Raw genomic sequence first — 26,586 nt, 5'->3', positions numbered from 1 at the left:
AGTCGCCTTAACGGATTCGAACTAGGCGTATACACGCGTTCCGCGACGACGAAGCCCCGTTGCACGCCGATATAAGCGCTGCGACATGCGCTGCATGCTCTTCCCCCAATGGGACGTGATGGGCCGTTCGCCTAACCTTCGCTACGGCAAAGCACACGTGACAGGATCGACCGCACCACGCGTCGCACGACGCGGCACACGCGCCCCCCTTCGACGCGCGTACGACGACACGACTCACGCGTGATGCGTCCCCATGACGCCGCCGAACATTCCAACCAGATTCGAGACACCCTGACGACGGTCCGCCACGGGCCGTTTCAGCATGCTGATAAAGGAGCAAGCTCATGAGTGATACCCCGGTGCAGCCGACGGTCGGCGTCGGCGCGGAAGAAACGGACTTCGGCACCAAGGGAGTCATCGACCGGTACTTCGGCATTTCGTCGCGCGGCAGCACGCAGCGTCGCGAAATCGTCGCGGGCGTGACCACTTTCCTCGCGATGGTCTACTCCGTGTTCGTCGTGCCCGGCATGTTCGGCAAGGCCGGCTTCGACACGAGCGCGGTATTCGTCGCGGTCTGCCTCACCACCGCGTTCGGTTCGCTGCTGATGGGCCTGTGGGCGAAGCTGCCGATCGCGATCGGTTGCGCGATTTCGCTGACGGCGTTCACCGCGTTCGGGCTCGTGCTCGGCAAGGGCCTGCAGCCGGCCGTCGCGCTCGGTGCCGTGTTCCTGATGGGCCTCGTGTTCACGGGCATCTCGGTCACCGGCATGCGTTCGTGGATCCTGCGCAACCTGCCCGCGGGCGTCGCGCACGGCACCGGGATCGGCATCGGCCTGTTCCTGCTGCTGATCGCGTCGAACGACGTCGGCCTCGTGATCAAGAATCCGGGCGCCGGCCTGCCGGTCTCGCTCGGCCAGATCACCGCGTTCCCGGTCATCATGTCGGTCGTCGGCCTCGCCACGATCTTCGGGCTCGAGAAGCGTCGCGTGCCGGGCGGCATCCTGCTCGTCGTGGTCGCGATCTCGCTGATCGGCCTCGCGTTCGATCCGGCCGTGAAGTACCGCGGCATCTTCGCGCTGCCGTCGCTGAGCGCACCGGGCCACGCGTCGCTGATCGGCGCGATGGACATCAAGGGCGCATTGTCGATGGCCGTGCTGCCGAGCGTGCTGGCGCTCGTGATGACCGCCGTGTTCGACGCGACCGGCACGATCCGCGCGGTCGCGGGCCAGGCCGGCCAGCTCGACGAGAACGGCCGCATCATCAACGGCGGCCGCGCGCTGACCGCCGATTCGGTCAGCTCGATCTTCTCCGGCTTCCTCGGCGGCGCGCCGGCGGCGGCCTACATCGAGTCGAGCGTCGGCGTGGCGGCCGGTGCGAAGACGGGCCTCGCGGCCGCGGTGGTCGGCGTGCTGTTCCTGGTCGTGATGTTCTTCTCGCCGCTCGCGGGCCTCGTGCCGTCGTACGCCACGGCCCCCGCGCTGATGTACGTCGGCCTGCTGATGCTCGGCAGCGTGAGCAAGCTGCACATGGACGACATGGTCGACGCGATGTCGGGCCTCGTGTGCGCGGTGTTCATCGTGCTGACCGCGAACATCGTGACGGGCATCATGCTCGGCTTCTCGACGCTCGTGATCGGCCGCGTCGCCAGCGGCGAATTCCGCAAGCTCAACGTCGGCACCGTGCTCATCGCGGCCGTGCTCGTCACGTTCTATCTCGGCGGCTGGGCGATCTGACCGCGGATCATGCGCGACGTCGCCTGCCGAAGGGCGGCGCGCATCGGGACGGCATCGTCTCCTCCACCATCGTCGTTGATGGTCTCCAGGCTCGGGAACGTACGTTTCCGGGCTTTTTTTCGTCGGTGCGGCGGGGGTGCCACCGGGCCGTTCGACCGACACGGGAAACCGCGGCAGCGTGCCGCGCATCGCGAATCCGCACGCGGTGCTACGATCGCGTTTTATCCTCCGGAACGCTCATGAATCCGTTCGGCATCGTCTCCGAATCAGACACGCGGACCGCGGCGCGCAAGCCACCGTTCATCCCGTCGTTCGGTTTCGTCGAAGTTCATGAATCGCGGCCGATCGACGCGCCGCCGTCGCGCATCATCGATGCGGTGGCCACGCTCGACATGCGCGCCGATCCCGTCATCGACGCGCTGCTTGCCGTGCGCGAAGCGCCGGCGGCCATCGCCCGCGCGCTGGGCCAGCGTCCGGCCGACGCCGCCCGCGAGCGCTTCGGCTTCGATTCGTTCACGCTGCTGCATCGCGACGACACGTCGCTGTCGCTCGGGCTCGTCGGACGCTTCTGGCGTCCGACGCCCGACGTGCGCACGATCGACGACGCCGCGGCGTTCGTGCGGCACGACGATCCGGATGACGCGAAGCTGGTGTTGCGCTTCGAGGTCGTCGGGCTGTCGTCAGGCGCGCGGCTGCTGCGCACCGAAACCTTCGTGCACTGTCCGAGCGCGCGCACGCGCCTGCTGTTCCTGCCGTACTGGCTCGCGATCCGGCTCGGGAGCGGCTGGATCCGCCGCCGCACGCTCGCGGCCGTCGAACTGGCGCTCGCCTGACACGCCGGGACGCCGTCGAACGGAAACGCGACGATGTCGTATCGCGGCATACATCGACGACATCTCGAACACGCACGCAACATCATCTGCAATCCTGATCGGTTTGCCGCCGCACACAACGAAACTGTGCCGCGCACCGCCGCGCGATTTTTGTTCCGCCCCGCGCCCGCCGTCACCTCGCGCTACCCTATCGATCTTCGCGCCGGCGCCCCGGCCCGCCGCCAGATCCGAACCGATCGATGACCCGCATCCGCAACCACCTGAACATCGCGCAGCTCCAGGCCTTCGTCTCCGCCGCGCATCACAAGAGCCTGCGCGCCGCCGCGCGCGAGCTCGGCGTCACCCAGCCCGCGATCACGCACACGATCCGCGAACTCGAAACGGCGCTGAACGCGGAACTGCTCGTGCGCAGCGTGCGCGGCGTCGAGCTGACCGCGTGCGGCCACGCGCTGCTGCCGCGCGCCGAGCAGCTGCTCGGCGACATGCGCCGCACCGTCGAGGCCGTCGAGCAGGTGAAAGGGGAAATGTCGGGGCGCGTCGCGGTCGGCACGATGCCGTCGATCGCGCTGACCGCGCTGCCGCACGCGGTCACCGCCTTCCGCCGGTCGATGCCGAACGTGAACCTGCATCTGGAGGAAGTGACGGTGCCCGACGCGCTCGCGCAGCTGCGCAACGGCACGCTCGACATCGCTGCGATGCACCATGTGCCCGCGCTCGACCGCGATTTCACGCAGGTCCCGCTGCTGTCGACCGAGTTCACCGTCGTGATGCGCGAAGGCCACCCGCTCGCGCACGCGCGCCGATTAGAGGAATTGCTCGACGCGGAATGGATCGTCACGGTCGGCGCCGAGCAGTTTCCGCACAGCGTGATGGTCGGGATGTTCGAGGCGCGCGGGCTGCCGCTGCCGAAGCGCCTGCTGCGCTCCCCGATGTCGTTCGCGGTGACGCTCGGGCTCGTCGCCCGCTCCGACGTGATCGGCTGCTTCACGCGCCCGCTGGCCGCGATGGTGGCGCCGCTCGGGATCCGCACGGCCGATCTCGACGAAAGCATGCCGCGCTTCGACCTGTCGATCATCGCGCGCCGCGACCTGCTGCCGACGCCGGCGGTATCGCAATTCGTCACCTGCCTGCAGCGCGCGGTCAACGAAACGCTAGGTTGAATCGTTCCTTCCTCTGAAACGGTCGCGCGCCGCATGCGCAGCCGTCGGGTCCGGTATCGGGGCTTGTCCTAGGCGCCCTGCCGGTATTTTGTCTTGATAATCTTGCGCACGTCGCGCGCCCGCATCGGGCAGCGAAACGGACAGTCCGACGCGAAGCCGCGCCGGACCGAAGGCTTACGGCGCGGCACAACCGCGCACCCATCGAACAAAACGAGGAGTCACCGAGTGAAAAAGATTCTTGCGGCTGTGACCGTGGCCCTGCTCGCCGTATCGGCCGGCACTGCATACGCGAAGGACTGGACGACCGTACGCTTCGGCGTCGACGCAAGCTACCCGCCTTTCGAATCGAAAGGGGCTGACGGCAAGGTGGTCGGCTTCGACGTCGATCTCGGCAACGAAATCTGCCGCCGCATCAACGCGAAGTGCGTGTGGATCGAGAATGACTTCGACGGGATGATCCCCGCACTGAAGGCTCGCAAGTTCGACGGCGTCCTGTCGTCGATGTCGATGACGCCGGCACGCGAGGAACAGATCGCGTTCTCGTCGAAGCTGTTCAACACGCCGACGCGCCTCGTCGCGAAGAAGGGCGCCGGCCTGATGCCGACGGCCGAATCGCTGAAGGGCAAGTCGGTCGGCGTCGAGCAGGGCACGATCCAGGAAACCTACGCGAAGACGTACTGGGCCTCGAAGGGCGTGAACGTCGTGCCTTACCAGAACCAGGACCAGGTCTACGCCGACCTGATCTCGGGCCGTCTGGACGGCGCGCTGCAGGACGCGGTGCAGGCTGAAATCGGCTTCCTGAAGACGCCGCGCGGCGCGAACTTCGATTTCGCCGGCAAGGACATCGACGATCCGAAGACGCTCGGCAACGGCGCCGGCATCGGCCTGCGCAAGGAAGACACCGACCTGAAGGCGAAGATCGACGGCGCGATCGCCGGCATGCGCAAGGACGGCACGTACGACAAGATCGCGAAGAAGTACTTCGATTTCGACGTGTACGGCAAGTAACACCGCGCAACGCGCGCCTCGCGACCGCGCAGACGGGCTCCGCAAGGAGCCCGTTTTTTTTGCTCGCGCGCGATGAAAGGCCGCGCGACACGCGGGGACGAAGGGCTGCGGCGCCGTTATTTTTTACGCGCCAACCCGATGATTCGTAAAGGAAATCGACATGGCCGGCGCGCGGTTTGATAGGTTCGCGGAAGGCAACGTACAATCGATCTTCCACGCATACCGGATCACTCGCGGCTGCGCCGCCCTCCCCTCATCATGCAAACGCAGACCCATCCGCTGATTTCCCCCGCCGTCGGCACCGAACGCCAGATCACGAGCTTCCACTACGGCCCGCGCGGCGGCAGGAAGGTCTACATCCAGTCGTCGCTGCACGCGGACGAACTGCCCGGCATGCTGGTCGCCGCGCTGCTGCGCCGCAAGATCGCCGCGCTCGAGACGGCCGGCAAGCTGCGCGGCGAAGTGGTCATCGTCCCCGTGCCGAACCCGATCGGCCTGTCGCAGCACGTGTTCGGCGATCACCTCGGCCGCTTCGAGCTCGGCTCGATGCAGAACTTCAACCGCAATTTCTACGATCTCGCGGCGCTCGTGCTGCCGCGCATCGAAGGCCGCCTGACGAACGACGCGCAGCGCAACCTCGCCGCCGTACGCGCCGCGATGCGCGAGGCGCTCGACGAACAGAAGCCGCGCACCGAGCTCGAATCGCAGCGCCTCGCGCTGCAGAAGCTGTCGTTCGACGCCGACATCGTGCTCGACCTGCATTGCGACAGCGACGCGGTGATGCACCTGTATACGAACCCCGATCTGTGGGAAGACGTCGAGCCGCTGTCGCGCTACCTGGACGCGCAGGCGTCGCTGCTCGCGCTGAATTCGGTCGGCAACCCGTTCGACGAGATCCACAGTTTCTGCTGGTCGGATCTGCGCAACCGGTTCGGCGATCGCTTCCCGATCCCGAACGGCGCGATTTCCGTCACGGTCGAATTGCGCAGCGAGCGCGACGTGTCGTACGAACTCGCGGAGAAGGACTCACAAGCGATCGTCGAATACCTGACCGAGCGCGGCGTCATCGACGGCACGCCCGCGCCGCTGCCGCCGCTCGCGCATCCGGCCACGCCGCTCGCGGGCACCGATCCGCTCGTCGCGCCGGTGTCCGGCGTGATCGTGTTCCGCACGCCGGTCGGCGCATGGATCGAGGCCGGCCAGGACGTGGCCGACATCGTCGATCCGCTGACCGATCGCGTGATCACGCTGAAGAGCAGCGTGTCGGGCGTGCTGTACGCGCGCCAGATCGTGCGCTTCGCGACCGCCGGGATGGAAGTCGCGCGGATTGCCGGCGCGAATCCGATCCGCACCGGGTCGCTGCTGTCGGCCTGAGTCGCCTCCGGTCCAGGCCGCCTGAACGGCCGGCCCGCGCGCCGCATCGCGACGCGCACCAACGAAATCGCCCGCTTGCGCGGGCGATTTGCTTTTCGGTCCGGCGGCATGCCCGGCGACGTGGCCGGGGGGCAGCCGGGCGCAGCGTTCAGAACGCCGGCACGATCGCGCCGCCGAACTTCTGGTCGATGAACTTGCGCACGTCGTCCGATTCATAGGCCGCGACGAGCTTCTTCACCCACGGCTTGTCCTTGTCCTGCGCGCGCACCGCGATCAGGTTCGCGTACGGCCCGCGCAGGTCCTCGATCGCGATCGCATCCTTCACCGGCGTGAGCCCGGCCTTCACCGCGTAGTCGGTGTTGATCGATGCGGCGTCGAGGTCCGGCAGCGCGCGCGGCAGTTGCGCGGAGTCAAGTTCGACGATCTTGATCTTCTTCGGGTTCTCGGCGATGTCGAGCGGCGTCGCGTTCACGCCGTTGCTGCCGACGCCCGGCTTCAGCTTGATCACGCCGTACTTCTGCAGCAGCAGCAGCGCGCGGTTGCCGTTGGACGGATCGTTCTGGATCCCGACCTTCGCGCCGGCCGGCAAGTCCTTCAGCGACTTGAGCTTCTTCGAATAGAAGCCCATCGGCGCCGTGTAGGTCAGCCCGACGTTGACGATCTTGTAGCCGCGCTGCTTGATCTGGCTGTCGAGAAACGGCTGGTGCTGGAAGCCGTTCGCATCGAGGTCGCCCGCATCGAGCGCCGCGTTCGGCTGCACGTAGTCGTTGAATTCGATGACCTTGATCGCGAGCCCTTCGCGTGCGGCGACTTTCGTCACCTCGGTCCAGATCTGCGCGTCGGGGCCGCTCATCGTGCCGATCTTCAGCGTCTGGGAATCGGCGTGCGCGCCGGGCGCGGCAAAGGCCAGCGCCGCGGCAAGCGCGCCGAGGCCGGTCAGGATCGAACGTCGCATGGTGTCCTCTTGTCCCGTGTCGTTGTTGAAGCGCGCATCGTGGCACGGGGCCGGACCGGCACCAACCAAGCTTATTTCATGTGCATATTCCTCACTCCGATCGAATCTCAGGCGGAATCGGTATAACTCCCTGCTGTACAACCGGGCAGAATCCAATGTCGCATCGGCACCACAGATTTGTCATATGACAAAGGCTGTCACATTCATTACGTGGCCCGCCGATAAAGTTGCGACCGGTCCGTGAAAGCGCCCATAGAGAGCGCCGGAACCGCAACTGGACACGCCATTTACTCGCTCGGAGAATCCTTTGAACAAGAAACTGTTGACCATCGCCATCCTCGCAGCAACGGCTGGCACGGCGCACGCACAAAGCAGCGTGACCCTGTACGGTGTCATCGATGCCGGTATCAGCTACGTGAACCACAGCAAGACCGCGAACGGCGGCAGCGGCAAGCTGTTCAAGTACGACGACGGCGTGGCCCAAGGCAGCCGTTGGGGCCTGCGCGGCACCGAAGACCTCGGTGGCGGCCTGAAGGCGATCTTCGTGCTCGAAAACGGCTTCAACAGCGGCAACGGCACGATCGGCCAGGGCGGCGCGATCTTCGGCCGTCAAGCGTACGTCGGCCTGAGCCAGGCGCAATACGGCACGGTCACGTTCGGCCGTCAGTACTCGTTCTCGACCGACATCCTCGGCTCGAACTACTCGACGGGCGGCAACACGGTCGCGGGTAACTACGCGTACCACGTGAACGACGTCGACCAGCTCACGTCGAGCCGCATCAACAACTCGGTGAAGTTCCAGAGCGCGAACTACGCCGGCTTCACGTTCGGCGCGTTGTACGGCTTCTCGAACTCGACCGACTTCGCAGGCGCACCGTCGACCACGACGGGCACCACGACGACGGCCGGTTCGTCGCGCGCATACAGCTTCGGCCTGAACTACGCGAACGGCCCGTTCGCACTCGGCGCCGCCTACACGGACATCCGCTTCCCGAGCCAGTCGACGCCGGCATTCTCGACGTCGATCGCGAACATCGCGCTGACGAACATCCGCGACCTGCGCACGTACGGCGTCGGTGGCCGCTACCTCTTCGGGCCGGCAACGGCATGGCTGCTCTGGACGCGCACGCAGTTCACCCCGATCGCGGCTGGCGCATCGGGCACGTTCTACAACGCGTATGAAGCAGGCGTGAAGTACGCGATCACGCCGGCCCTGTCGGCAGCCGTCGGCTACACGTACACGAACGCCACGCAAAGCGGCAACTCGGCACACTGGAACCAGGGCAACCTCGGCCTCGACTACGCACTCAGCAAGCGTACGGACGTGTACGCGCTGGTCATCGGCCAGAAGGCGTCGGGCAACAACGTGCAGGCGCAGATCGGCTCGAGCACGAGCTACTTCAGCACGTCGGGCAACGGTGCGACGAACCAGATCGCCGCGCGCGTCGGTATCCGCCACAAGTTCTAAAGCATCCGCTTAACTCGTCCGCTCATCGCGCGGATGACGACGGCACGAAGCGCCCCGCTCCATGCGGGGCGCTTTTTTATGGGCTTTTAAGTTTCGCTTAATTCTGGGCTGAGAGGATGCTCTCACCCCCCCTGTTGGCCGCCTGAGCATCGGCGGCTTCTTTTTTTTGAGACCCACTACGGCACCGCCATCAACTGCCCGCAAGACAGGATCGGAGGCCAAGATGATCGAAGATACCGTTTTCAGCCATCTGCACGCGATTCTGACGCGTCAGCATTCGCTACCGGTCCAGAGCTGCCGCGTGTCGGTGGCGATGCAGCGCCCATGGGGCCGCCCGTACCGGCTCGTCGAATGGACGATGCATCTCGACGCGCCCGCGCGGCGCCAGATCGTACCGGCCGAATCGACCGACGAAGAGATCGCCGAGGTCGTCGCGTCGCACGTGCCGGGCCGCCTGTACGGCGACGGCCAGCTGCAGTTCTGACTTCCCCCTGTTACGCCTCGCTACCCGTCCCTGCCCGCAGCGCGGCCGGCCCGCACGCATCGTGCGGCACTCGGTCTCGTTTGACGCGGCAACGAAGTCTGCTACGCTGCGCGTTTTCGTCCACGCACCATACGATGGAAAACGCATTCAACGAACGCGGCGTGATGGTCACGCGCAACGGCCTGTCGGCCGCCGGGCAGGTCTTCCCGCTGCGTGACATCCGCAACGTCGACGTCGTCAAGATCCCGAAGAATCGCCTCGTGCCGTCGCTGATCTCGCTGATCGGCGTGGTCGCCGCCATTGCCGGCGGCATCGGCGGATCGAGCGCCGCGCTGGTCGTCGGCGTGATGCTCGCCGTCGTCGGCTATCTCGCCTGGACCACGCAGGACATCACGTACCGGCTGATGGTCGAGATGCCCGACGGCAAGCGCGAAGCGCTGTCGAGCGTCGACCCCGAATTCGTCGAACGCGTCGCGCAGGTCGTGCGCGATGCACGGACGGCGACGGCTGCCGGCTGATTTCCGCTGCGCGCGCCGACCACCTACTATGAAATGAGCGGCACGCCGCCGCGTCGTTCGAGGAGGTCGGAATGAACCCCCAATCGCTGTCCGGCATGCTGCGCGCGCAGGAACTGCTGCTCGTCACGATGATCCGCGCGCTTCCGCCCGACGCACGCAGCGCGCTCGTCGACCTCTACGCCGAACAGCTCGCGTTCGCCGAACAGGCCGGCTTCGAAGGTCACGGCGATCGCGCGACACACGACGCGTTCATCGCGCATGCGCGCAACCTGCTGATTCGCATCGAATCGCTCGCATAGGGCCTCTGCTCACGCCGATAACGGACCCGCGCCGGCCCGCTTCTCCCGAATTTGCCCCTGCGCGGCGCGTCCGGTCCGCGCCGGCGGCGCACGTCCGCAGACGCCGCTTTCCGTTCTTGTATTGATAATAGTTCTCATTTACACTGAACGAATCATCAATTCCCTTTCAATTCGCCGTTCGCCGCCTGCCGCGCGCGAACGGGCCAGCCAGGTGAACGCGTCACCCAGCCAGCCTTCGGGCTAGTCATCGTCAATGGGAGACCACCTGTGCATTGCTATCCGCTGGCGCGGCGGCCGATCTGTGCCGCGCTGTTCGGCGCGTTCGGCCTGTCCGCCGCCCCGGCTTACGCCGATTCGTCGCCGCAAGGCGCCAACCCGCCACCTGCCGTCCTGACCGCCGCCGCACCCGCGCGCGGCGATGCGGCGCTGCTCGACCCCGTCACCGTCACGGCCACCCGCACCGCCACCGCCGCGAGCCGCACGGCTGCATCCGTGTCGGTCATCACCGACGACGATCTCGACGAGCAGCAGGCCACCAACATCAAGGACGCGCTGCGCTACGAGCCGGGCGTCACGGTGCGCCGCACCGCGTACCGCCCCGGCAGCGCCGCGCTCGGCGGCGGCCGCGACGGCGATTCGAGCATCAACGTCCGCGGCCTCGAAGGCAATCGCGTGCTGCTGATGGAAGACGGCATCCGCCTGCCGAACGCGTTCTCGTTCGGGCCGCTCGAAGCCGGCCGCGGCGACTACGCGGATCTCGACATGCTCAAGCGCATCGAGATCCTGCGCGGGCCGGCATCGGCGCTGTACGGCAGCGACGGGCTGACCGGCGCGGTGAACTTCATCACGAAGGACCCGCGCGACCTGCTGTCGATCTACGGCAGACCCACCTACTTCTCGCTCCGGCCGGGTTACGACTCGGCCGACCGCAGCGTCGGCGCGACGGTGTCGGCCGCGGCCGGCAACGACCGCGTGCAGGGGATGATCGTCGCCGACGGCCGGCGCGGCCATGAGGTCGACACGCGCGGCGGCAACAATTCCGCGAGCACGCTGCGCACGACGTCGAACCCGCAGGACGTCTATTCGGAATCGCTGCTCGGCAAGCTCGTGCTGACGCCCACCGCGCGCGACACGATCAAATTCACCGCGGAAACCGTGCAGCGCCGCGTGAGCACCGACGTGCTGTCGGCGATCAACCCGCCCGGCACGCTCGGGCTCACGACGCACGACCGGCTCGAGCGCAACCGCTTCAGCATCGACTACGACTTCCGCGACGATGCGTTGCGCTGGTTTCAGAACGCACACGTTCAGTTCTACTACCAGGATGCGAAGCAGGATCAATACGCGTTCGAGACGCGCGGCGCGCCGCTGAAATCGCGCTCGCGCGACAACCAGTACAAGGAGCGCACGTTCGGCGGCGCCGCGTTCGCCGAAAGCGGCTTCTCGACGGGCCCGCTCGCGCACAAGCTGCTGTATGGCGTCGACGGCAGCGTGTCGCGCGTGACGAACCTGCGCGACGGCACGGTGCCGGGCGTCGGCGAGGCGTTCCCGAACAAGGCGTTTCCCGATACCGACTACACGCTGTTCGGCGCGTTCGTGCAGGACCAGGTCGGCTATGGCCGCCTGCTCGTCACGCCGGGGCTGCGCTTCGACACGTACCGGTTGAGCCCGACGCGCAACGATCCGCTGTTCACCGGCACCGCGGTGTCGACGAGCGCGAACGAAGTGTCGCCGCGCGTCGCGGTGCTCTACGAGATCACGCCCGCGCTGATTCCGTATGCACAGTACGCGCACGGCTTCCGCGCGCCGACGCCCGACCAGGTGAACAGCAGCTTCTCGAACCCGGTGTACGGCTACACGTCGATCGGCAATCCGAACCTGAAGCCCGAAACCAGCGACACGTTCGAAGCCGGCCTGCGCGGCAAGGCCGGCACCGGCTACGGCGTCTTGCGCTACAGCGCGGCCGCGTTCACGGGCCGCTACCGCAACTTCATCGCGCGCACGACGATCGCGGGCGGCGGCCGGCCAACCGACCCGTTCGTGTTCCAGTACGTGAACTTCGCCGACGCGCGCATCCATGGCCTCGAAGGTCGTGCCGAATGGATCATGCCGAACGGCATCACGCTGAAGACCGCGATGGCGTTCACCAGGGGCTCGACGCGGAACGACGGCGCGGCGAGCCAGCCGCTGAACACGATCAATCCGTTCTCGGCGGTGTTCGGCGTGCGCTACGAACCCGGCGAACGCTGGTTCGTGCAGACCGACCTGCTGTACCAGGCCGCGAAACGCGACAAGGACATCGACAAGTCCGACTGCTCGAACAAGGCGTGCTTCGCGCCGCCGTCGTCGTTCGTCGTCGACCTGCGCGGCGGCTACCGCTTCAACAAGCATGTGAGCGCGACGATCGGCATCCGCAACCTGTTCGACCGCAAATACTGGAACTGGTCGGACGTGCGCGGCATCGCCGCCGATTCGCAGGTGCTCGACGCGTATACGTCGTCCGGACGCACCGTCGCCGTCAGCATGAAAGTGGATTTCTGATGCGCGCGATCGCGCGTTCCTGCCCAACCGTTACTTGAAGGAGTCCGACATGATGCATTCCGCCCTTCCCGGCCAGCCGGCCACGCCGGCCCGCGCGTCCGCCGCGCTGCGCGACGCATTCGTCAAGCTCAAGGCCGAGCGCCAGCTGCGCAACCGCGACGTCGCGCAGGCGCTCGGCGTCAGCGAAGGCGAGGCGCTCGCCGCGTTCGTCGGCGAGCACGTGGTGCGGCTCGACGCGCGCTTTCCGGCGATGTTCGAGGAAATGCCGCGCCTCGGCCGCGTGATGGCGCTCACGCGCAACGACACGGCCGTCCACGAGAAGGACGGCGAATATGCGCAGATGAGCCACGACGGCCCGGTCGGCCTCGCGCTCGGCGACATCGACCTGCGCATCTTCTACCGTCACTGGGCGTCCGCGTTCGCGGTGCACGACGAGACCGCGCACGGTCCGCTGAAGAGTTTGCAGTTCTTCGACGCGCAGGGTCATGCGATCCACAAGGTCTACCTGCGCGCGCACAGCGATCACGCGGCGTACGACGCGTTCGTCGAACGCTGGCGCGCGGCGTCGCAGGAGCCGGGGCTCGACGTCGTGCCCGCCGCACCGAAAACGCCCGAGCGGGCCGATACCGGGATCGACGTCGCAGGCTTTCGCGCCGCATGGGACGCGATGACCGACACGCACCAGTTCTTCGGCATCACGCAGCGCTTCGGCGTGAGCCGCATGCAGGCGCTGCGCCTCGCCGAGCCGCGGTACGCGTATCCGGTCGAGGCGACGCGCGCGCTGCGTCACGTGCTCGAACGGGCAGCGGGCAGCGGCCAGCCGATCATGGTGTTCGTCGGCAATGCAGGGATGATCCAGATCCACACGGGCCCCGTCGCGAACGTGCGCGAGGTCGGCGCATGGATCAACGTGCTCGACCCGGGCTTCAACCTGCACGTGCGCGAGGACCTGATCGCCGCCGCGTGGGTCGTGAAGAAGCCGACGAGCGACGGCATCGTCACGTCGCTGGAGTTGTTCGACCGGCAGGGCGACCATGTCGCGCTGCTGTTCGGCGAACGCAAGCCCGGCAAGGTCGAACGCGACGACTGGCGCGCGCTCGTCGCGACACTGCCGTCGGCGGCACGCGGAGACGCGCGGTGAGCGCGCGATCGTTCCAGCCGCGACGCCGCGTCGTGCTCGCGGGCGCGATCGCCAGCGCGCTCGCGGGCGCGCTGCCCGGCCGAGCGCTCGCGCAAGCCGCGCCGAAGCGCGTGGTCGTGATCGGCGGTGCGCTTGCGGAAACCGCGTTCGCGCTCGGCGGTGCCGACGCGCGCGGTTACCGGCTCGTCGGCACCGACACGACCTGCACGTACCCGGACGCCGCGAAGCGCCTGCCGAAGGTCGGCTACCAGCGCGCGCTGTCGGCCGAGGGGCTGCTGTCGCTACGGCCCGATCTCGTGCTCGCGTCGGCGGAGGCCGGCCCGCCCGCCGCGATCGCGCAGGTGAGAAGCGCGGGCGTCGCGGTCACGACGTTCGACGAGCGGCACGACGTCAATTCCGTGCGCGCGAAGATCACCGGCGTCGCGCAGGCGCTCGACGTGCGCGACGCGGGCACCGCGCTGCTGCAACGCTTCGATCGCGACTGGCAGGCCGCGCGCGACGCGGTCGCCGTGCGCGTGCCCGGCGGCGCGCAGCCGCCGCGCGTGCTGTTCGTGCTGAACCATACCGGCAACCAGGCGCTCGTCGCCGGCCAGCGCACGGCCGCCGACGCGATGCTCCGCTACGCGGGCGCGCGCAACGCGATGCAGGGTTTCGATCACTACAAGCCGCTGACGACCGAGGCGCTGGCCGCCGCCGCCCCTGACATCGTGCTGATCTCCGACGAAGGGCTCGCGGCGGTCGGCGGCCGCGCCGCGCTGCTCGCCGCGCCCGGCTTCGGCGCGACGCCGGCCGGCCGCGCACGGCGCGTCGTGTCGCTCGATGCGCTGTTCCTGCTCGGCTTCGGTCCGCGCCTGCCGCTCGCCGTCACGACCCTGCACCGGCGCCTGTCGGATGCGCTCGCCTGATTCCGGAGCGTCCCGATGCCTGTTCATGCTTCGCCTTTCCCCGCGCGGTCGCACGTATCGCATGCCGGTGCCGCGCGCGTCGGCGCGTCGCGCCGCCTCGTACCGTTCGCGCTGGCCGCGCTGGCCGCGCTCGTGTGTGTCATGTCCGTCATCGCGCTGTGCGTGGGCGCGTACCGCATTCCGTTGGCGGAGGCCTGGGCCGCGCTGAGCGGCGACCCGGCCGCCCGGCAGGCAGGCGCGGTGCTGTTCGACATCCGCGCGCCGCGCGTCGTGCTCGCGCTGCTGGTCGGCGGCGGCTTCGGCGCGGCCGGCGCCGCGATGCAGGCACTGTTCCGCAATCCGCTCGCCGACCCGGGGCTCGTCGGCGTGTCGAGCGGCGCGGCGCTCGGCGCAACGACGACGATCGTGCTCGGCCCCGCGCTGTTCGCCGCGCACGCGAGCGCGGCCGTGCTGCCCGTCGCCGCGTTCGCCGGCGCGCTCGCGGTCGCGGCGCTCGTCTACCGGCTCGCCGCGTCGCGCGGCCGGCTCGCGCTGCCGCTGCTGCTGCTCGCCGGCATCGCGATCAACGCGCTGGTCGGCGCGGCGATCGGCCTGCTCACGTTCGTCGCCGACGACGCGCAGTTGCGTTCGCTGACGTTCTGGAGCCTCGGCAGCCTCGGCGGCGCGCAATGGTCCGCGCTGGCGGCCGTCGCGCCGTACGTCGCGATCGGCTGCGTGCTGCTCGCGCGCGACCGTGACGCGCTCAACGCATTGCAGCTCGGCGAAACCGAGGCGCTGCACCTCGGCGTGCCCGTGCAGCGGCTCAAGCGGCGCGTACTCGTCGCGGTCGCGCTCGCGGTCGGCGCGCTCGTGTCGTGCGCGGGCATCATCGGTTTCATCGGCCTCGTCGCGCCGCACTGCGTGCGCCTCGCGTGCGGCCCCGACCAGCGCGTCGTGCTGCCCGGCGCCGCATTGCTCGGCGCGCTGCTGACACTCGCCGCCGATCTCGCCGCGCGCACCGTCGCCGCACCCGCCGAGATTCCGCTCGGCGTGCTCACCGCACTGCTCGGCGCGCCGTTCTTTCTCGCGCTGCTGTGGAAAAACCGCGGCGCGCTCGGCGGCTGATCCTTCATGCCCCCATCATGCTGACTGCCCATCATCTCGACGTCGCCCGCCGGCACCGCGCCGTTCTGCACGACCTGTCACTGTCGATCGAACCCGGCCGCGTGACCGCGCTGCTCGGTCGCAACGGCGCGGGCAAGAGCACGCTGCTGAAGACCCTGGCGGGTGAACTGACCGGCAGCGTCGCGCCGAACGGCGTGCGCGTGACCGGCGACATCACGCTGAACGGCGAGCCGCTCGCGCACATCGACGCGGGGCGGCTCGCGTGCCTGCGCGCCGTGCTGCCGCAGGCCGCGCAACCGGCGTTTCCGTTCAGCGTCGACGAAATCGTGCTGCTCGGCCGCTATCCGCATGCGCGGCGCGGCGGCGCGCGACACGTGATCGCGCATCGCGATCGCGACATCGCGTGGCAAGCGCTCGAACGCGCGGGCGCCGACGCGCTCGTCGGCCGCGACGTGACGACGCTGTCGGGCGGCGAGCTCGCACGCGTGCAGTTCGCGCGTGTGCTCGCGCAGTTGTGGCCGGACGACGACGCGCAGCCGGACCCGCGCTACCTGCTGCTCGACGAGCCGACCGCCGCGCTCGATCTCGCGCACCAGCACCGGCTGCTCGATACCGTGCGCACGGTCGCGCGCGAGTGGCGGCTCGGCGTGCTCGCGATCGTCCACGATCCGAACCTCGCCGCGCGGCACGCGGATACGATCGCGATGCTCGCGGACGGCACGATCGTCGCGCAGGGTGCGCCGCGCGACGTGATGACGCCCGGCCATATCGCGCAGTGCTACGGGTTCGCCGTGAGGATGGTGGAAACGGGTGACGGGGCGCCGCCGCTCATGGTGCCGGCGTAGAACACGCGTATCGTCGCGTCCGTGCGGCACCCTCGCTCAACGCTCGACGTCCGCGACACCGAACGTGCGCATCTTCCACCCGAGCCGTACGGCCAGCATCCGCATCGCGAAGCCCGCCGCCAGCGCAACCGCCGTCGCGAACCCGGCGTCGATGCCGAGATGCTGGATCCCGACGTACAGCGTGCCCGTGAAGAACGCGACGCTCGCATACAGTTCCTCGCGCAGGATCAGCGGCATCTCGTTGCACAGCAGGTCGCGCAGCATCCCGCCGCACACGCCGGTGATCGCACCGGCCAGCACGACGATGATCGGCGCGGTGCCCGTCGACGCGCCGATGTCGCAGCCGATGATCGTGAACGCCGCGAGGCCGATCGCGTCGACGGTGACGAACAGCGTCTTCATGCGCGCGACGTGCCGCGCGGCCCACGACGCGACGGTCGCCGCGGCGAGCGTGATCACGAGGTACTCGGGATGCGCGATCCAGCCGAGCGGATAGTGGCCGAGCAGCACGTCGCGCACGGTGCCGCCGCCAAGCGCCGTGACCGCGCCGACGAGCGCGAGCCCGAAGCGGTCCATCCCGCGCCGCATGCCCATCAGCGCGCCCGACATCGCCTCCGCGACGATCGCGATTAGATAAAGCGTATGCATTGCGCGCCTCAGTCTTCGGTACGGAACAGGTCGAGCACGCGTTCGCGTTCGGCCGCGTCGACGGCGGCCGGCATCGGCTCGCCGGACATGCCGCGCCCGTCCGGCGCATCGGACGCCGGCGCACCGCCACAGGCAAAACGGCTGCGGATGAACGGCGGCATGTCGGCGGTGCAGGTGCCGCGCATGTATTCGGCGTACACGAAATCGCCGTCGACGAGCGCGACGTCCTGCGGCGGCGTCGCATCGACCGGCGTACGTCCGTCGACGGCCGTCTTCATGTAGTCGAGCCAGACCGGCAGCGCGAGCGTCGCGCCGGTCGCGCGCCCCATCGTGCGCGGCGTGTCGTAGCCGAGCCACGCGACCGCGACGATGCCCGACGAATAGCCGGCGAACCACGCGTCCTTCGAGCCGTTTGACGTGCCCGTCTTGCCGGCCGTGTCGTCGCGGCGCAGCGCGAGCGCGCCGCGCGCGGTGCCGGCCCGCACGACGTCGCGCAGCATGCTGTCCATCACGAACGCATTGCGCACCGACACGACGCGCGTGCCTTCAGGCGTCGTCGCCTCGTACATCGCGCTGCCATGACGCTGCTTCACCGACAGGATCAGCCGCGGCACCATCCGTATCCCGCCGTTCGCGAACACGCCGTACGCGCTCGCGAGTTCGAGCGGCGTCACGGCGCCCGCGCCGAGCGCGAGCGGCAGCGACGCCGGATTGCGCTGCGCGTCGAAACCGAAGCCCACCGCGTGCTGCTGCACGTAGCGCGCGTCGGCCGCCTGCATCAGGTTGACCGCGACGAGGTTCTTCGAGCGCACGAGCCCGCGCCGCACCGGGATGAAGCCCTCGTAGCGGTTGCCGAAATTGCGCGGGCGCCACGGCCTCGCGCCGGTTTCCGCATGCGTGAGCGTGCGCTGCGTATCGTCGACCAGCACGCCCGGGAAGTAGCCCTTCTCCAGCGCCGCCGAATAGACGAACGGCTTGAAACTCGACCCCGGCTGGCGATACGCCTGCAATGCATGGTCGAACACGTTGCGGCCGAAATCCGCGCCGCCGACGAGCGCGAGCATGTCGCCCGTCGCCGCATCCAGCGACACGAGCGCGCCTTCGAGCCCGTTGCGCGCATCGCGCTTGCCGGGCTGGCGGCGCAGTGTGCGCCCGAGCGCGGCCTCGGCCGCGCGCTGGTCGCGCATCGAGATCGTCGTCGTCACGTCGAGGCCGAGCGTATAGGCGTCGTCGTGAAAGCGCTCGACCATCAGCCGGCGCGCTCGCTCCGCGACGTACGGCGCCGCGACGATGCCGGGCGGCGGCGTGGTCGCCAGCGCGATCGGCAGGTCGACCGCCTCGCGATAGGTCGCCTCGTCGAGTTCGCCGAGCGCATGCATGCGGCCGAGCACGTAGTTGCGCCGTGCGGTCGCGCGCGCCGGATTGACGACCGGGTTGAACGCGGACGGCGCCTTCGGCAATCCGGCGAGCACGGCCGCCTCGCCCGCGCTCAGCGCGTCGAGCGGCTTGCCGAAATACACGTTCGCGGCCGCCGCGAAACCGTACGCGCGCTCGCCGAGATAGATCTGGTTCATGTACAGCTCGAGCAGCTTGTCCTTGCCGTATTCGCGCTCCAGCTTGATGGCCATCAGGATCTCGGCGAGCTTGCGGCTCAGCACCTTGTCGCGCGTCAGGTAGAAATTGCGCGCGACCTGCATCGTGATCGTGCTGCCGCCCTGCCCCGGTTGCCCGGTCACGACGTTCGCGAAGGTCGCGCGCGCGAGGCCGCCGACGTCGATCGCGCCGTGCTGGTAGAACTTCGCGTCCTCGGCCGCGAGCAGCGCGTGGCGCATCAGCGGCGGAATGCGTTCGAGCGGCACGAACTCGCGGCGCTCGACGCCGTACTCGGCCAACAGGTCGCCGTCGCGCGAGAAAATCCGCAGCGGCAGCGCGGGACGGTAGGCGGCCAGATGTTCGACGGATGGCAGTTGCGTCCAGATGCGGTGAATCGTCCATGCACCGATGCCCGCGCACGCGAGCGTCAGGCCGAGCAGCGCGCCCGCGAGCATGCGCCATGCGCGGCGGCGGCGTGACGGTGCGGACGGTGGCGCGGGGGGCGGCGATGGGTTGGCGGTGGGGGCGGTCATGTCGGGCTCCTTCTTCAGTGCCGCGACGGCCGGCGCGCGAGCGGCGCCGATCGTCGCGAAAGGCGCGCATTGTCGAAGGGATGGCGCGAAACCGGAACATTCTTCAGCCAAAGTTTGGCTGGCTAAATTTTATTTAGGAAAGCGCGGCGGGGGCCGCTCGCGCGGTGCACGCAGGCCTATGGCATGTCGTCACGGCCGAGCGCACCGGGCGCGCGAGCCGGTTCGCTTGTACCATCGTCGGATGTTCGATCGATACCTCGACCTGTGGGGCCTCGTTCCCGACGGCGGCCCGATCCTGACCGCGAGCGGCGGCCTGTTGCCGGTCGTCTGGCGCACACGGCCGGCAATGCTGAAAGTCGCGACCTGCGACGAAGAGCGTCGCGGCAATGCGCTGATGACCTGGTGGAACGGGGATGGCGCCGCGCGCGTGTGGCTGCACGACAGCGACGCGGTACTGCTCGAACGCGCGCAGCCGGCGCCGACGCTCGCCGGCTTGTCCGCCGCCGGACACGATGACGACGCGATCCGGATCGCATGTCGCGTGGTCGCGCGGCTGCATGCGCATCGCGCACCGGCACCGCCCGCGGCCGTGCCGCTGCCCGACTGGTTCCACGCGCTGCTGTCGCACGACACGGACGACGACGTGCTGCGGCGTTCTGCCGAGACGGCGCACCGGCTGCTGGCCGTGCCGCCCGTCGATGACGTCGTGCTGCACGGCGACATCCATCACGGCAACCTGCTGTATTTCGGCGATCGCGGCTGGCTGGCGATCGACCCGAAGGGGCTGCGTGGCGACCGCACGTTCGACTACGCGAACCTGTTCTGCAATCCCGCGCACGACATCGCTGTGGATCCCGCGCGCTTCGAGCGTCGCGTCGTGCTCGTTGCGGATGCCGCACAGCTCGACCGGCGGTGGTTGCTGCAATGGATTCTCGCGTGGTCGGGGCTGTCGGCCCTGTGGTTGATGGAAGACGGCCTGCCGCCCGATACGCGGCTGGAGGTCGCGCAACTCGCGGCAATCGCGCTCGGTCCGTAGCAATGTGCACGACCATGAAAATATGGTCCATAGCGGATTTCCGAGGGAAAGCGGCGAAGACCACCGTATCCGGCCAGAAGCGGTCGCTCACGCAAGTTGGCCGAGTGACCGCTTCGCTCCGCTTAACCGCCAAACCGCTTCGTGCACAGGCATGCGACGTGAACAAGCGTCACTTCAGATGTTTTCGGTCATCGTCAGAATGATCTTTCCCACGTTCACGGCCGACTCCATCCGTCGATGGGCAGCCGCGGCATTGGCGAGAGGAAACACGCTGTCGACGACCGGCTCCAGGCCCGCTCCTCCCGCAAAGCGGTCCAGCCAATGTTCGCGAAACCGCCGAACCATCGCGTGCTTCTCGCGCTGGTCGCGCGACTTCATCACCGTGCCGATGATTTGCAGATGACGGTACAGGATCTGTTCGAGACTCACGCTCACGTCACCGCCGCCGCCGAGTATGCCGACCTGCACCAGCCGGCCGCCGTTTGCCAATGACGCGACATTCCGGGAAAAATACGGCGCGCCCACGAAGTCGATAACCACGTCGACGCCGCGTTTGTCTGTCCTGCTTGCGACGACTTCCGAAAAGTCCTGCGTCTTGTAGTCGATCGCATGGTCCACACCCAGTTGAACGATCCGTTCCAGCTTCGAGGCTTCGGCGGTCGCGAATATCGTCGCGCCGGTTGCGTAGGCCAGTTGGACCGCCGCGGAACCCACCCCGCCCGCCGCTGCGTGAATAAGCACCGATTCGCCACGCTGCAAGCGGCCAAGATGCAACAACGCTTCGTGCGCCGTGACGAAGACTTCCGGTATCGCAGCCGCGTGCACGTAGTCGATCGTTGCCGGAATGGGCATCGCCATTCTCCAGTCAATGCGCGCCAGTTCTGCATAGGCCCCGCCGCCCACGACGCCCATTACACGATCACCGACCTTGTAACCCTGCACGGAAGGTCCAGTCTCGATCACCTCGCCGGCGATTTCGAGCCCCATGATCGTCGAGTCGCCGAAGTTCGGACGGCCGTATCCTCCTCGCCGATGCGTAAGATCCGCGCGATTCACGCCTGCGGCATGGACGCGTACCAGCAGATCGTCGGGGCGAACCTCGGGAGCCTGAACGTCGGCGAGCTGGAGAACCTCGGCCTCGCCGAATTCGTTGAATGTGATGGCTTTCATTTCAAACCGTCCTGCGTCGTGGATGAATGGCCGGCGAAATCGTCGGACCGGGGTTGCGCGCCGAGCGTTGCCTGCGCCGCGGCCGATGCCGAGATTGCCGCAGGAAACCCCGCATAGAACGCGAGGTGAGTGATCGTCGCGGCGAGTTCTTCGCGGGTTACGCCGTTTGCCAACGCGCGGCGCAGGTGCGCCGGCAACTCGTCGAGATGGCCCCCCGCGATCAGCGCGGCGACGGTCACGAGGCTGCGGTCCCGCGGCGAGAGCGCCGGATCGCTCCAGATCCGCGGATAGAGCGTGTCGTCGACGAATGCCGAGAGCTTCGGCGTGAAGGCACGCGCGGCCTCGCGCGGACTGTCGAAATGCGTATGAGACATGGCGATCCCCCTTCAGGCCTGGCTGATGAACTTGCGCGTGAGGTAGTACTCGATGCCCTCGGTGCCGCCTTCCGAGCCGTGGCCGCTTTCCTTCATGCCGCCAAACGGCAGTTCGGTCGAAACGATGCGGTACTGGTTGATGCCGATCATGCCGGCTTCGAGACCGTCTGCTACATCAATGGCCGTGCGCGCACTGCGCGTGAATGCGTAGGCGGAGAGCCCGTATGGCAACCGGTTCGCTTCGGCGAGCCCGTCGGCAAAGGCATCGAAGCGCATCAGCACCGCGATCGGGCCGAACGGTTCTTCGTGCATCACACGCGCGTCCTTCGGTACGTCGGCGAGGACCGTGGGCTCGAAGAAATACCCTTCTCCCGCGATGCGCTTTCCGCCGGCGAGGACCCTTGCGCCACGCTCCACCGCATCGGCGATGAGTTCCTCCATCTTGGCAAGCTGGCGCGGATTTGCCAGCGGCCCGACCTGCGTGCCCGCATCCATGCCGTTGCCGACCTTGAGCGCGTTGGCTGCGCGCACGAAGTGCCCGACAAACTCGTCGTAGACGTCGCGTTGGATCAGGAAGCGCGTCGATGAGATGCAGATCTGGCCCGTACCGCGAAAGCGATTCGCCGCGCCTTCGACCGCGGCCTTTTCGACATCCGCATCGTTGAATACGAGGACGGGCCCGTGGCCGCCCAGCTCCAGCGTGATGGGTTTGACGCCTTCGGCTGCGCGCGCCGACAGCAGACGGCCGATCGGCACCGAGCCCGTGAACGTCACCTTCCGGATGACCGGGGAAGCGATCAGCTGCTTCGACACCTGGTCGGGCACGCCGAATACGACCTGAAGCACGCCCTTCGGCAAACCGGCGTCGTCCAGTGCGCGTGCCAGCGCGAGCGCCGTTGCGGGGCTTTCCTCGCCGGGTTTGATGATGACGCTGCATCCGGCGGCGAGTGCGGCGGAGAGCTTGCGCGCCGGGGTGATCGCGGGAAAATTCCACGGCGTGAATGCGGCGACGGGCCCGATCGCCTGTTTCTTCACGAGCTGTTGCACACCCGGGCGGTTGGACGGCACCACACGGCCGTCGATGCGGCGCGCCTCTTCGGCGAACCATTCGAAGTAGTCCGCGGCACGCAGGACTTCGTCACGGCTTTCCGCCAGCGGTTTGCCTTCCTCGAGCGTCATGACGGTGGCGATGTGCTCGGCGCGCTCGCGCATCAGTTCCGCCGCGCGCTTCAGAATGCGCGCGCGTTCGGCTGGCACGGTGTTGCGCCAGACGTCGAACGCCTGTGCAGTGACCTGCAGGGCGCGATCCAGGTCGGCTGCCGTCGCCAGCGGGACGCGGCCGATCTCGATTTGCGTGGCGGGGTTGATCACCGGCGCCGTTTCGCGTTCGCTCGCGCCGATCCATTCGCCGTTGATGAAAAGATGAAGTGCGTCGTAAGTGATGTCCATGGCATTAACCTTCATGGTTAGGATTGCGATTCAATATGTGTTCGCCGCGAGCCGGATTGGGGGACCGTGCCGCCACGCCGTGCCGGGATGATTCGCCGTGTCGGGCTGGGCTCGGGTATGAAACGTCCGTGTTCCGACTGCCTGACTTCGGGACCAAGTCTAGACGTGAAGCGGACGGCAACTTAGGGGGGCCGGAAAGAATGAATCTTGTCTCCGGAGAGAAAATCCCCGATCAACATGAAGGCATATTGAAAGGATGCACAAAAACGACACGCGGTCGCACGCTGACTGCACGAAACAGGCGCGGGCCCTATGATCACAGGCTCGCGCGGGCCGAAACGCAGCGATTCGACGAAAAATTCAAAGCCAGGGATGCGTAATGGACAAGGTTCACACCATGTCGGTGTTTGCGAAAGTGGTCGAGATGGGCAGTTTCACGGCTGTTGCAAACCACCTCGATACGACTGTCGGCAACATTTCCCGAGCGGTCTCGGTACTTGAGGACAATCTCAACACGCGGTTGCTGCAGCGCTCGACGCGACGGCTCGTAGTCACCGATGCGGGGCGACGTTTCTACGAGCGCAGCGTTGCGATCCTGTCGGACATCGAGCGGGCAGAAGCAGAAGCCCGCGACGCGCTGCTGGAGCCGCGTGGTGTATTACGCGTGCACACGGTTCCGGGATTAGGCCGTCAGCTTGTTTCGCAAGCCGTGCTTGCCTATCGAAGCGCATACCCGGAAGTATCGGTCGATCTTATGCTGTCGCAGCGGATGCCGAATCTGCTCGAAGAGCAGCTCGACGTTGCGATCGTGATTGCGCGCACACTGCCGGACTCGGCGTATGTGAGCCAGAAGATCGGCGCCAGCCATTGCATTCTGGCGGCGTCGCCCGATTATCTGGCACGGCATCCGGCTCCCGAGTGTGTGGAAGATCTTGTCGATCACACATGTGTGCTCCTGAGCACGGTCGATTACGCACCGGACGAGTGGCATCTGCAAGGCAGGGCCGGCGAGGCGGTGTATCGTCCAACGGGATCGCACTTCAGTGTCAACGACATGGACGCGATGTCCACGGTGCTGCAGGAGGGCGCGGGAATCGGGCTGATCGCCGCTTTCTCGGCAATCGACGATTTGCGTAAAGGGTCGCTCGTTCGCGTCCTGCCTGAATTCCACACCGCTCAGCGCAACGTGTACGCGGTGTATTCGTCCCGCCAGTTCGTCGACGCGAAGATCAAACGGTTCATCGATACGCTGAAGGTGCGGGTAGGTGACCGGTTGAATGCGTATGCGGAGGAACTCGCCATCACGGTCGTATGACCGACTTTACAGTCGGCATCGTCGGGGAAGGTGTCCGATTTCCCGGCGCCGAGAGTCGTATCCGCGATCCGGATCGCATGCGGGGTGCTTCGTGCGAAGGTGGTCGGTCAACCGTGGAGCGTCGACCGCTGAATCAACCGATTCACGCCCCATACGATCAGACCGGCGATACCAAGGCAAACACCGAGAACGAGAAGGAGCCCGACTCCTTCAACATCATCGGCATGTGCGATCGTGTCGACGCCGAAAAGCGCCATCACCGATTCGATGGTTGACGGAATCGACGTCTCGATTGGAAGTCGGACGAACCAGCGCGCGAGCAGCACGCCGAGAGCTCCCGTTGCAAGAACATTGATGCTGTAGCGGACCGCTTTCATTACCTGACCTCGACGATTCCATATGCCTTGATGGCGGTGCCCGGAATCGGAACCGTTGCGCCGTGCGCGCAAAATCATGGAGCCGTCCCAAGCGACCGCCAGTCTGTCTGTCGACAACGTAATAGAGGCCACGCGGTAGCGGGCCTGATTTCGGTTTAGCGACCGGTTCTGCTTCCGCTCGATTCCTTGCTCCATCCGGCGCTTCTTCGCGTTCGCAAAAAGTGTCAATCTGTTTCAGGTCGGGTCAACGAACCAAATAAAAAAAACCCGCCGGCATGCACCGGCGGGTTTTCGAGTCCGACGCGCGCGACGCTTAACGCGCCGGATTCAGCGTCAGGTTCATGTGACGGTTCACGTCTTTATACAACAGGTAACGGAAGCGGCCGGGGCCACCCGAATAGCAAGCCTGCGGACAGAACGCGCGCAGCCACATGAAGTCGCCCGCTTCCACCTCGACCCAGTCCTGGTTCAGGCGATAGACGGCCTTGCCTTCGAGCACGTACAGGCCGTGCTCCATCACGTGCGTCTCGGCGAACGGAATCACGCCGCCCGGCTCGAAGGTCACGATGTTCACGTGCATGTCGTGACGCATGTCGCTCATGTCGACGAAGCGCGTCGTCACCCATGCGCCGTTGGTGCCCGGCATCGGGATCGGCTCGACGTCCTGCTCGTTGGTCACGAACGCTTCCGGCAGCGGAATGCCGTCGACGACCTGGTAGTGCTTGCGGATCCAGTGGAAACGCACGGCGGCATCGCTGACGTTGTGCAGCGTCCAGTCGGCGCCCGGCGGAATGAACGCGTAGCCGCCCGGCTTCAGCGTGTGCTGCTTGCCCTGCAGCGTCAGCTCGGCCTCGCCCTCGACGACGAACAGCACGGCTTCGGCGTTCTTGTCCTGCTCGGGCTTGTCGCTGCCGCCGCCCGGGTTCACTTCGACGATGTACTGCGAGAAGGTTTCGGCGAAACCCGACAGCGGACGCGCGATCACCCACAGGCGCGTGCTGGTCCAGAACGGCAGCCAGCTCGTGACGATGTCGCGCATCACTCCCTTCGGAATGACCGCGTACGCCTCGGTGAACATCGCGCGATCGGTCAGCAGATCGGTCTGCGGCGGGTGGCCGCCATGCGGCGCGTAATACGTTGTCTTAGACATAAAGCATCCAGGCAATGGGTTGGTCCGGCCCCGGGTCGCAACGGCAGGCGCGGCACGCGCGTGGGGCACGCATGCGGCGGCGGGACATCGTTGCCGGGGTGGCTTGAAAGCGCGGGCGCCTTCGTTCGGTCGGCCAGGCTTCGCGACGGGTCCGCCCGGTTCAGCGGGCGGGGCGCCCCATGCTTGCGGGTCCGGCGGCCGGGCCGCGGACACTCGGGGTGATGCGGCGGGGCACGGGGGACGGCACGGTTCGAGTCCGTACGCGGGCAGCGTTGACGATAGCGAAGTCGATCCTGATCGACCAATTAAATGTTGCGATGCCATCCATTCGATTTCCCACTACCCGCCGCAGTGCGCGACGGCCGGCGAACGCGTGCCGCGGATGCGTCGGCGCATGAGGGAAATCCTGATGACCGGACGCCAACGCGTCGATCAGCAATATCGAAACGGGGTCGGCCGAACCTGCCCGGCTGCATGTCGATGCAACGGGAGATGCCGTCTACAAGCGGGAAAAGTCAGGCGGGAGAGAAGGCGCCAAGCCGTCGAACGAGGCTGGGCATGAACTGCCGAAGG

At 67.2% G+C, this 26,586-nt stretch carries 25 protein-coding genes; 17 read left to right on the top strand and 8 right to left on the bottom strand.

Annotated features, from left to right (window positions below; genetic code table 11):
• Window positions 1–344: 344 nt before the first annotated feature.
• From DID99_RS06725 to DID99_RS06700, 6 genes are all read left to right on the top strand, one after another.
• Window positions 345–1,733 carry an NCS2 family permease gene (locus DID99_RS06725; RefSeq protein ID WP_124666373.1) on the top strand — a complete coding sequence of 463 codons (1,389 nt, stop codon included), beginning with the start codon at window positions 345–347 and terminating at the stop codon, window positions 1,731–1,733.
• A 239-nt stretch (window positions 1,734–1,972) separates the two neighbouring features.
• Window positions 1,973–2,566 (top strand): hypothetical protein, encoded by a 594-nt coding sequence (locus tag DID99_RS06720; protein WP_124666372.1) that lies wholly within the window; start codon window positions 1,973–1,975, stop codon window positions 2,564–2,566.
• A gap of 33 nt (window positions 2,567–2,599) precedes the next feature.
• Window positions 2,600–2,809, top strand: a complete 210-nt coding sequence (locus DID99_RS06715) for a hypothetical protein (protein ID WP_124666371.1) — start codon at window positions 2,600–2,602, stop codon at window positions 2,807–2,809.
• Window positions 2,806–3,726, top strand: coding sequence for a LysR substrate-binding domain-containing protein (locus tag DID99_RS06710; protein ID WP_044845852.1), 921 nt, complete (start codon window positions 2,806–2,808; stop codon window positions 3,724–3,726). The genes DID99_RS06715 and DID99_RS06710 overlap by 4 nt, the downstream gene beginning before the upstream one ends.
• 225 nt (window positions 3,727–3,951) lie before the next feature.
• Window positions 3,952–4,734, top strand: a complete 783-nt coding sequence (locus DID99_RS06705; protein WP_044845853.1) for an ABC transporter substrate-binding protein — start codon at window positions 3,952–3,954, stop codon at window positions 4,732–4,734.
• Window positions 4,735–4,992: 258 nt separating this feature from the next.
• Complete coding sequence (locus DID99_RS06700) at window positions 4,993–6,108, top strand: succinylglutamate desuccinylase/aspartoacylase family protein (RefSeq protein WP_124666370.1); 1,116 nt, start codon at window positions 4,993–4,995, stop codon at window positions 6,106–6,108.
• A 148-nt stretch (window positions 6,109–6,256) separates the two neighbouring features.
• On the opposite strand, the gene DID99_RS06695 is transcribed toward DID99_RS06700, so the two are convergent.
• Window positions 6,257–7,063, bottom strand: a complete 807-nt coding sequence (locus DID99_RS06695; protein ID WP_124666369.1) for a MetQ/NlpA family ABC transporter substrate-binding protein — start codon at window positions 7,061–7,063, stop codon at window positions 6,257–6,259.
• 307 nt (window positions 7,064–7,370) lie between these two features.
• Here DID99_RS06695 and DID99_RS06690 point away from each other — a divergent pair, with 307 nt between their 5' ends.
• The 9 genes from DID99_RS06690 (at window position 7,371) to DID99_RS06650 (ending at window position 16,368) form a co-directional block, all read left to right on the top strand.
• Window positions 7,371–8,531 (top strand): porin, encoded by a 1,161-nt coding sequence (locus tag DID99_RS06690; protein ID WP_124666368.1) that lies wholly within the window; start codon window positions 7,371–7,373, stop codon window positions 8,529–8,531.
• A 223-nt stretch (window positions 8,532–8,754) separates the two neighbouring features.
• On the top strand, window positions 8,755–9,015 hold the full coding sequence (locus DID99_RS06685; RefSeq protein WP_044849042.1) for a DUF2866 domain-containing protein: 261 nt from the start codon (window positions 8,755–8,757) through the stop codon (window positions 9,013–9,015).
• Between the two features lie 134 nt (window positions 9,016–9,149).
• Complete coding sequence (locus DID99_RS06680) at window positions 9,150–9,533, top strand: DUF6232 family protein (protein WP_124486125.1); 384 nt, start codon at window positions 9,150–9,152, stop codon at window positions 9,531–9,533.
• A gap of 71 nt (window positions 9,534–9,604) precedes the next feature.
• Window positions 9,605–9,832 carry a hypothetical protein gene (locus DID99_RS06675; RefSeq protein ID WP_124486124.1) on the top strand — a complete coding sequence of 76 codons (228 nt, stop codon included), beginning with the start codon at window positions 9,605–9,607 and terminating at the stop codon, window positions 9,830–9,832.
• A 267-nt stretch (window positions 9,833–10,099) separates the two neighbouring features.
• On the top strand, window positions 10,100–12,373 hold the full coding sequence (locus tag DID99_RS06670; protein ID WP_124666367.1) for a TonB-dependent hemoglobin/transferrin/lactoferrin family receptor: 2,274 nt from the start codon (window positions 10,100–10,102) through the stop codon (window positions 12,371–12,373).
• A gap of 49 nt (window positions 12,374–12,422) precedes the next feature.
• Complete coding sequence (locus DID99_RS06665) at window positions 12,423–13,514, top strand: hemin-degrading factor (RefSeq protein ID WP_124666366.1); 1,092 nt, start codon at window positions 12,423–12,425, stop codon at window positions 13,512–13,514.
• Window positions 13,511–14,419, top strand: a complete 909-nt coding sequence (locus DID99_RS06660; protein ID WP_124666365.1) for a hemin ABC transporter substrate-binding protein — start codon at window positions 13,511–13,513, stop codon at window positions 14,417–14,419. The genes DID99_RS06665 and DID99_RS06660 overlap by 4 nt, the downstream gene beginning before the upstream one ends.
• A gap of 15 nt (window positions 14,420–14,434) precedes the next feature.
• On the top strand, window positions 14,435–15,523 hold the full coding sequence (locus tag DID99_RS06655) for an iron ABC transporter permease (RefSeq protein WP_124666364.1): 1,089 nt from the start codon (window positions 14,435–14,437) through the stop codon (window positions 15,521–15,523).
• Between the two features lie 17 nt (window positions 15,524–15,540).
• Window positions 15,541–16,368: a heme ABC transporter ATP-binding protein gene (locus tag DID99_RS06650; protein WP_124666363.1), complete on the top strand. Its 828-nt coding sequence runs from the start codon at window positions 15,541–15,543 to the stop codon at window positions 16,366–16,368.
• Between the two features lie 36 nt (window positions 16,369–16,404).
• Here DID99_RS06650 and DID99_RS06645 read toward each other — a convergent pair whose 3' ends face one another.
• Complete coding sequence (locus DID99_RS06645) at window positions 16,405–17,016, bottom strand: trimeric intracellular cation channel family protein (protein WP_124666362.1); 612 nt, start codon at window positions 17,014–17,016, stop codon at window positions 16,405–16,407.
• Between the two features lie 8 nt (window positions 17,017–17,024).
• Window positions 17,025–19,142 carry a penicillin-binding protein 1A gene (locus tag DID99_RS06640; RefSeq protein ID WP_124666361.1) on the bottom strand — a complete coding sequence of 706 codons (2,118 nt, stop codon included), beginning with the start codon at window positions 19,140–19,142 and terminating at the stop codon, window positions 17,025–17,027.
• 241 nt (window positions 19,143–19,383) lie between these two features.
• On the opposite strand from DID99_RS06640, the gene DID99_RS06635 reads away from it, so the two are divergent.
• Window positions 19,384–20,178 carry an aminoglycoside phosphotransferase family protein gene (locus DID99_RS06635; RefSeq protein ID WP_124666360.1) on the top strand — a complete coding sequence of 265 codons (795 nt, stop codon included), beginning with the start codon at window positions 19,384–19,386 and terminating at the stop codon, window positions 20,176–20,178.
• A gap of 174 nt (window positions 20,179–20,352) precedes the next feature.
• On the opposite strand, the gene DID99_RS06630 is transcribed toward DID99_RS06635, so the two are convergent.
• The 3 genes from DID99_RS06630 to DID99_RS06620 are packed head-to-tail and all read right to left on the bottom strand — an operon-like array spanning window position 20,353 to window position 23,171.
• Window positions 20,353–21,348 carry an NAD(P)H-quinone oxidoreductase gene (locus tag DID99_RS06630; RefSeq protein WP_124666359.1) on the bottom strand — a complete coding sequence of 332 codons (996 nt, stop codon included), beginning with the start codon at window positions 21,346–21,348 and terminating at the stop codon, window positions 20,353–20,355.
• The gene (locus DID99_RS06625; protein WP_124486114.1) at window positions 21,345–21,722 is read right to left on the bottom strand and encodes a carboxymuconolactone decarboxylase family protein; all 378 of its coding nucleotides are present in this window, start codon (window positions 21,720–21,722) and stop codon (window positions 21,345–21,347) included. The genes DID99_RS06630 and DID99_RS06625 overlap by 4 nt, the downstream gene beginning before the upstream one ends.
• A gap of 12 nt (window positions 21,723–21,734) precedes the next feature.
• Entirely contained in the window at window positions 21,735–23,171 is a 1,437-nt protein-coding gene (locus DID99_RS06620; protein WP_124666358.1) for an NAD-dependent succinate-semialdehyde dehydrogenase, read from the bottom strand.
• Between the two features lie 379 nt (window positions 23,172–23,550).
• Between DID99_RS06620 and DID99_RS06615 the strand changes: the two genes are divergently transcribed.
• On the top strand, window positions 23,551–24,486 hold the full coding sequence (locus DID99_RS06615; protein WP_124486112.1) for a LysR family transcriptional regulator: 936 nt from the start codon (window positions 23,551–23,553) through the stop codon (window positions 24,484–24,486).
• Window positions 24,487–24,593: 107 nt separating this feature from the next.
• Here DID99_RS06615 and DID99_RS06610 read toward each other — a convergent pair whose 3' ends face one another.
• Both DID99_RS06610 and DID99_RS06605 read right to left on the bottom strand, forming a co-directional pair.
• Window positions 24,594–25,058, bottom strand: a complete 465-nt coding sequence (locus DID99_RS06610) for a hypothetical protein (RefSeq protein WP_124666357.1) — start codon at window positions 25,056–25,058, stop codon at window positions 24,594–24,596.
• A gap of 118 nt (window positions 25,059–25,176) precedes the next feature.
• Window positions 25,177–26,013: a bifunctional allantoicase/(S)-ureidoglycine aminohydrolase gene (locus DID99_RS06605; protein ID WP_124486110.1), complete on the bottom strand. Its 837-nt coding sequence runs from the start codon at window positions 26,011–26,013 to the stop codon at window positions 25,177–25,179.
• Window positions 26,014–26,586: the final 573 nt, after the last annotated feature.

It is taken from the genome of Burkholderia sp. Bp8986, from assembly GCF_003854225.1.
In the GTDB taxonomy this organism is placed as follows: domain Bacteria; phylum Pseudomonadota; class Gammaproteobacteria; order Burkholderiales; family Burkholderiaceae; genus Burkholderia.
The sequence above is the reverse complement of the archived record's forward strand: the minus strand, read 5'-3'. Positions and strand labels throughout refer to the sequence as shown.

Coding starts and splice junctions, on each gene's coding strand:
- DID99_RS06665 (WP_124666366.1), top strand. CDS start 12,423: ATGATGCATTCCGCCCTTCCCGGCCAGCCGGCCACGCCGGCCCGCGCG.
- DID99_RS06645 (WP_124666362.1), bottom strand. CDS start 17,016: ATGCATACGCTTTATCTAATCGCGATCGTCGCGGAGGCGATGTCGGGC.
- DID99_RS06650 (WP_124666363.1), top strand. CDS start 15,541: ATGCTGACTGCCCATCATCTCGACGTCGCCCGCCGGCACCGCGCCGTT.
- DID99_RS06655 (WP_124666364.1), top strand. CDS start 14,435: ATGCCTGTTCATGCTTCGCCTTTCCCCGCGCGGTCGCACGTATCGCAT.
- DID99_RS06710 (WP_044845852.1), top strand. CDS start 2,806: ATGACCCGCATCCGCAACCACCTGAACATCGCGCAGCTCCAGGCCTTC.
- DID99_RS06610 (WP_124666357.1), bottom strand. CDS start 25,058: ATGGAGCAAGGAATCGAGCGGAAGCAGAACCGGTCGCTAAACCGAAAT.
- DID99_RS06620 (WP_124666358.1), bottom strand. CDS start 23,171: ATGGACATCACTTACGACGCACTTCATCTTTTCATCAACGGCGAATGG.
- DID99_RS06630 (WP_124666359.1), bottom strand. CDS start 21,348: ATGAAAGCCATCACATTCAACGAATTCGGCGAGGCCGAGGTTCTCCAG.
- DID99_RS06680 (WP_124486125.1), top strand. CDS start 9,150: ATGGAAAACGCATTCAACGAACGCGGCGTGATGGTCACGCGCAACGGC.
- DID99_RS06615 (WP_124486112.1), top strand. CDS start 23,551: ATGGACAAGGTTCACACCATGTCGGTGTTTGCGAAAGTGGTCGAGATG.
- DID99_RS06640 (WP_124666361.1), bottom strand. CDS start 19,142: ATGACCGCCCCCACCGCCAACCCATCGCCGCCCCCCGCGCCACCGTCC.
- DID99_RS06695 (WP_124666369.1), bottom strand. CDS start 7,063: ATGCGACGTTCGATCCTGACCGGCCTCGGCGCGCTTGCCGCGGCGCTG.
- DID99_RS06725 (WP_124666373.1), top strand. CDS start 345: ATGAGTGATACCCCGGTGCAGCCGACGGTCGGCGTCGGCGCGGAAGAA.
- DID99_RS06715 (WP_124666371.1), top strand. CDS start 2,600: ATGTCGTATCGCGGCATACATCGACGACATCTCGAACACGCACGCAAC.
- DID99_RS06700 (WP_124666370.1), top strand. CDS start 4,993: ATGCAAACGCAGACCCATCCGCTGATTTCCCCCGCCGTCGGCACCGAA.
- DID99_RS06675 (WP_124486124.1), top strand. CDS start 9,605: ATGAACCCCCAATCGCTGTCCGGCATGCTGCGCGCGCAGGAACTGCTG.
- DID99_RS06605 (WP_124486110.1), bottom strand. CDS start 26,013: ATGTCTAAGACAACGTATTACGCGCCGCATGGCGGCCACCCGCCGCAG.
- DID99_RS06720 (WP_124666372.1), top strand. CDS start 1,973: ATGAATCCGTTCGGCATCGTCTCCGAATCAGACACGCGGACCGCGGCG.
- DID99_RS06635 (WP_124666360.1), top strand. CDS start 19,384: ATGTTCGATCGATACCTCGACCTGTGGGGCCTCGTTCCCGACGGCGGC.
- DID99_RS06625 (WP_124486114.1), bottom strand. CDS start 21,722: ATGTCTCATACGCATTTCGACAGTCCGCGCGAGGCCGCGCGTGCCTTC.
- DID99_RS06685 (WP_044849042.1), top strand. CDS start 8,755: ATGATCGAAGATACCGTTTTCAGCCATCTGCACGCGATTCTGACGCGT.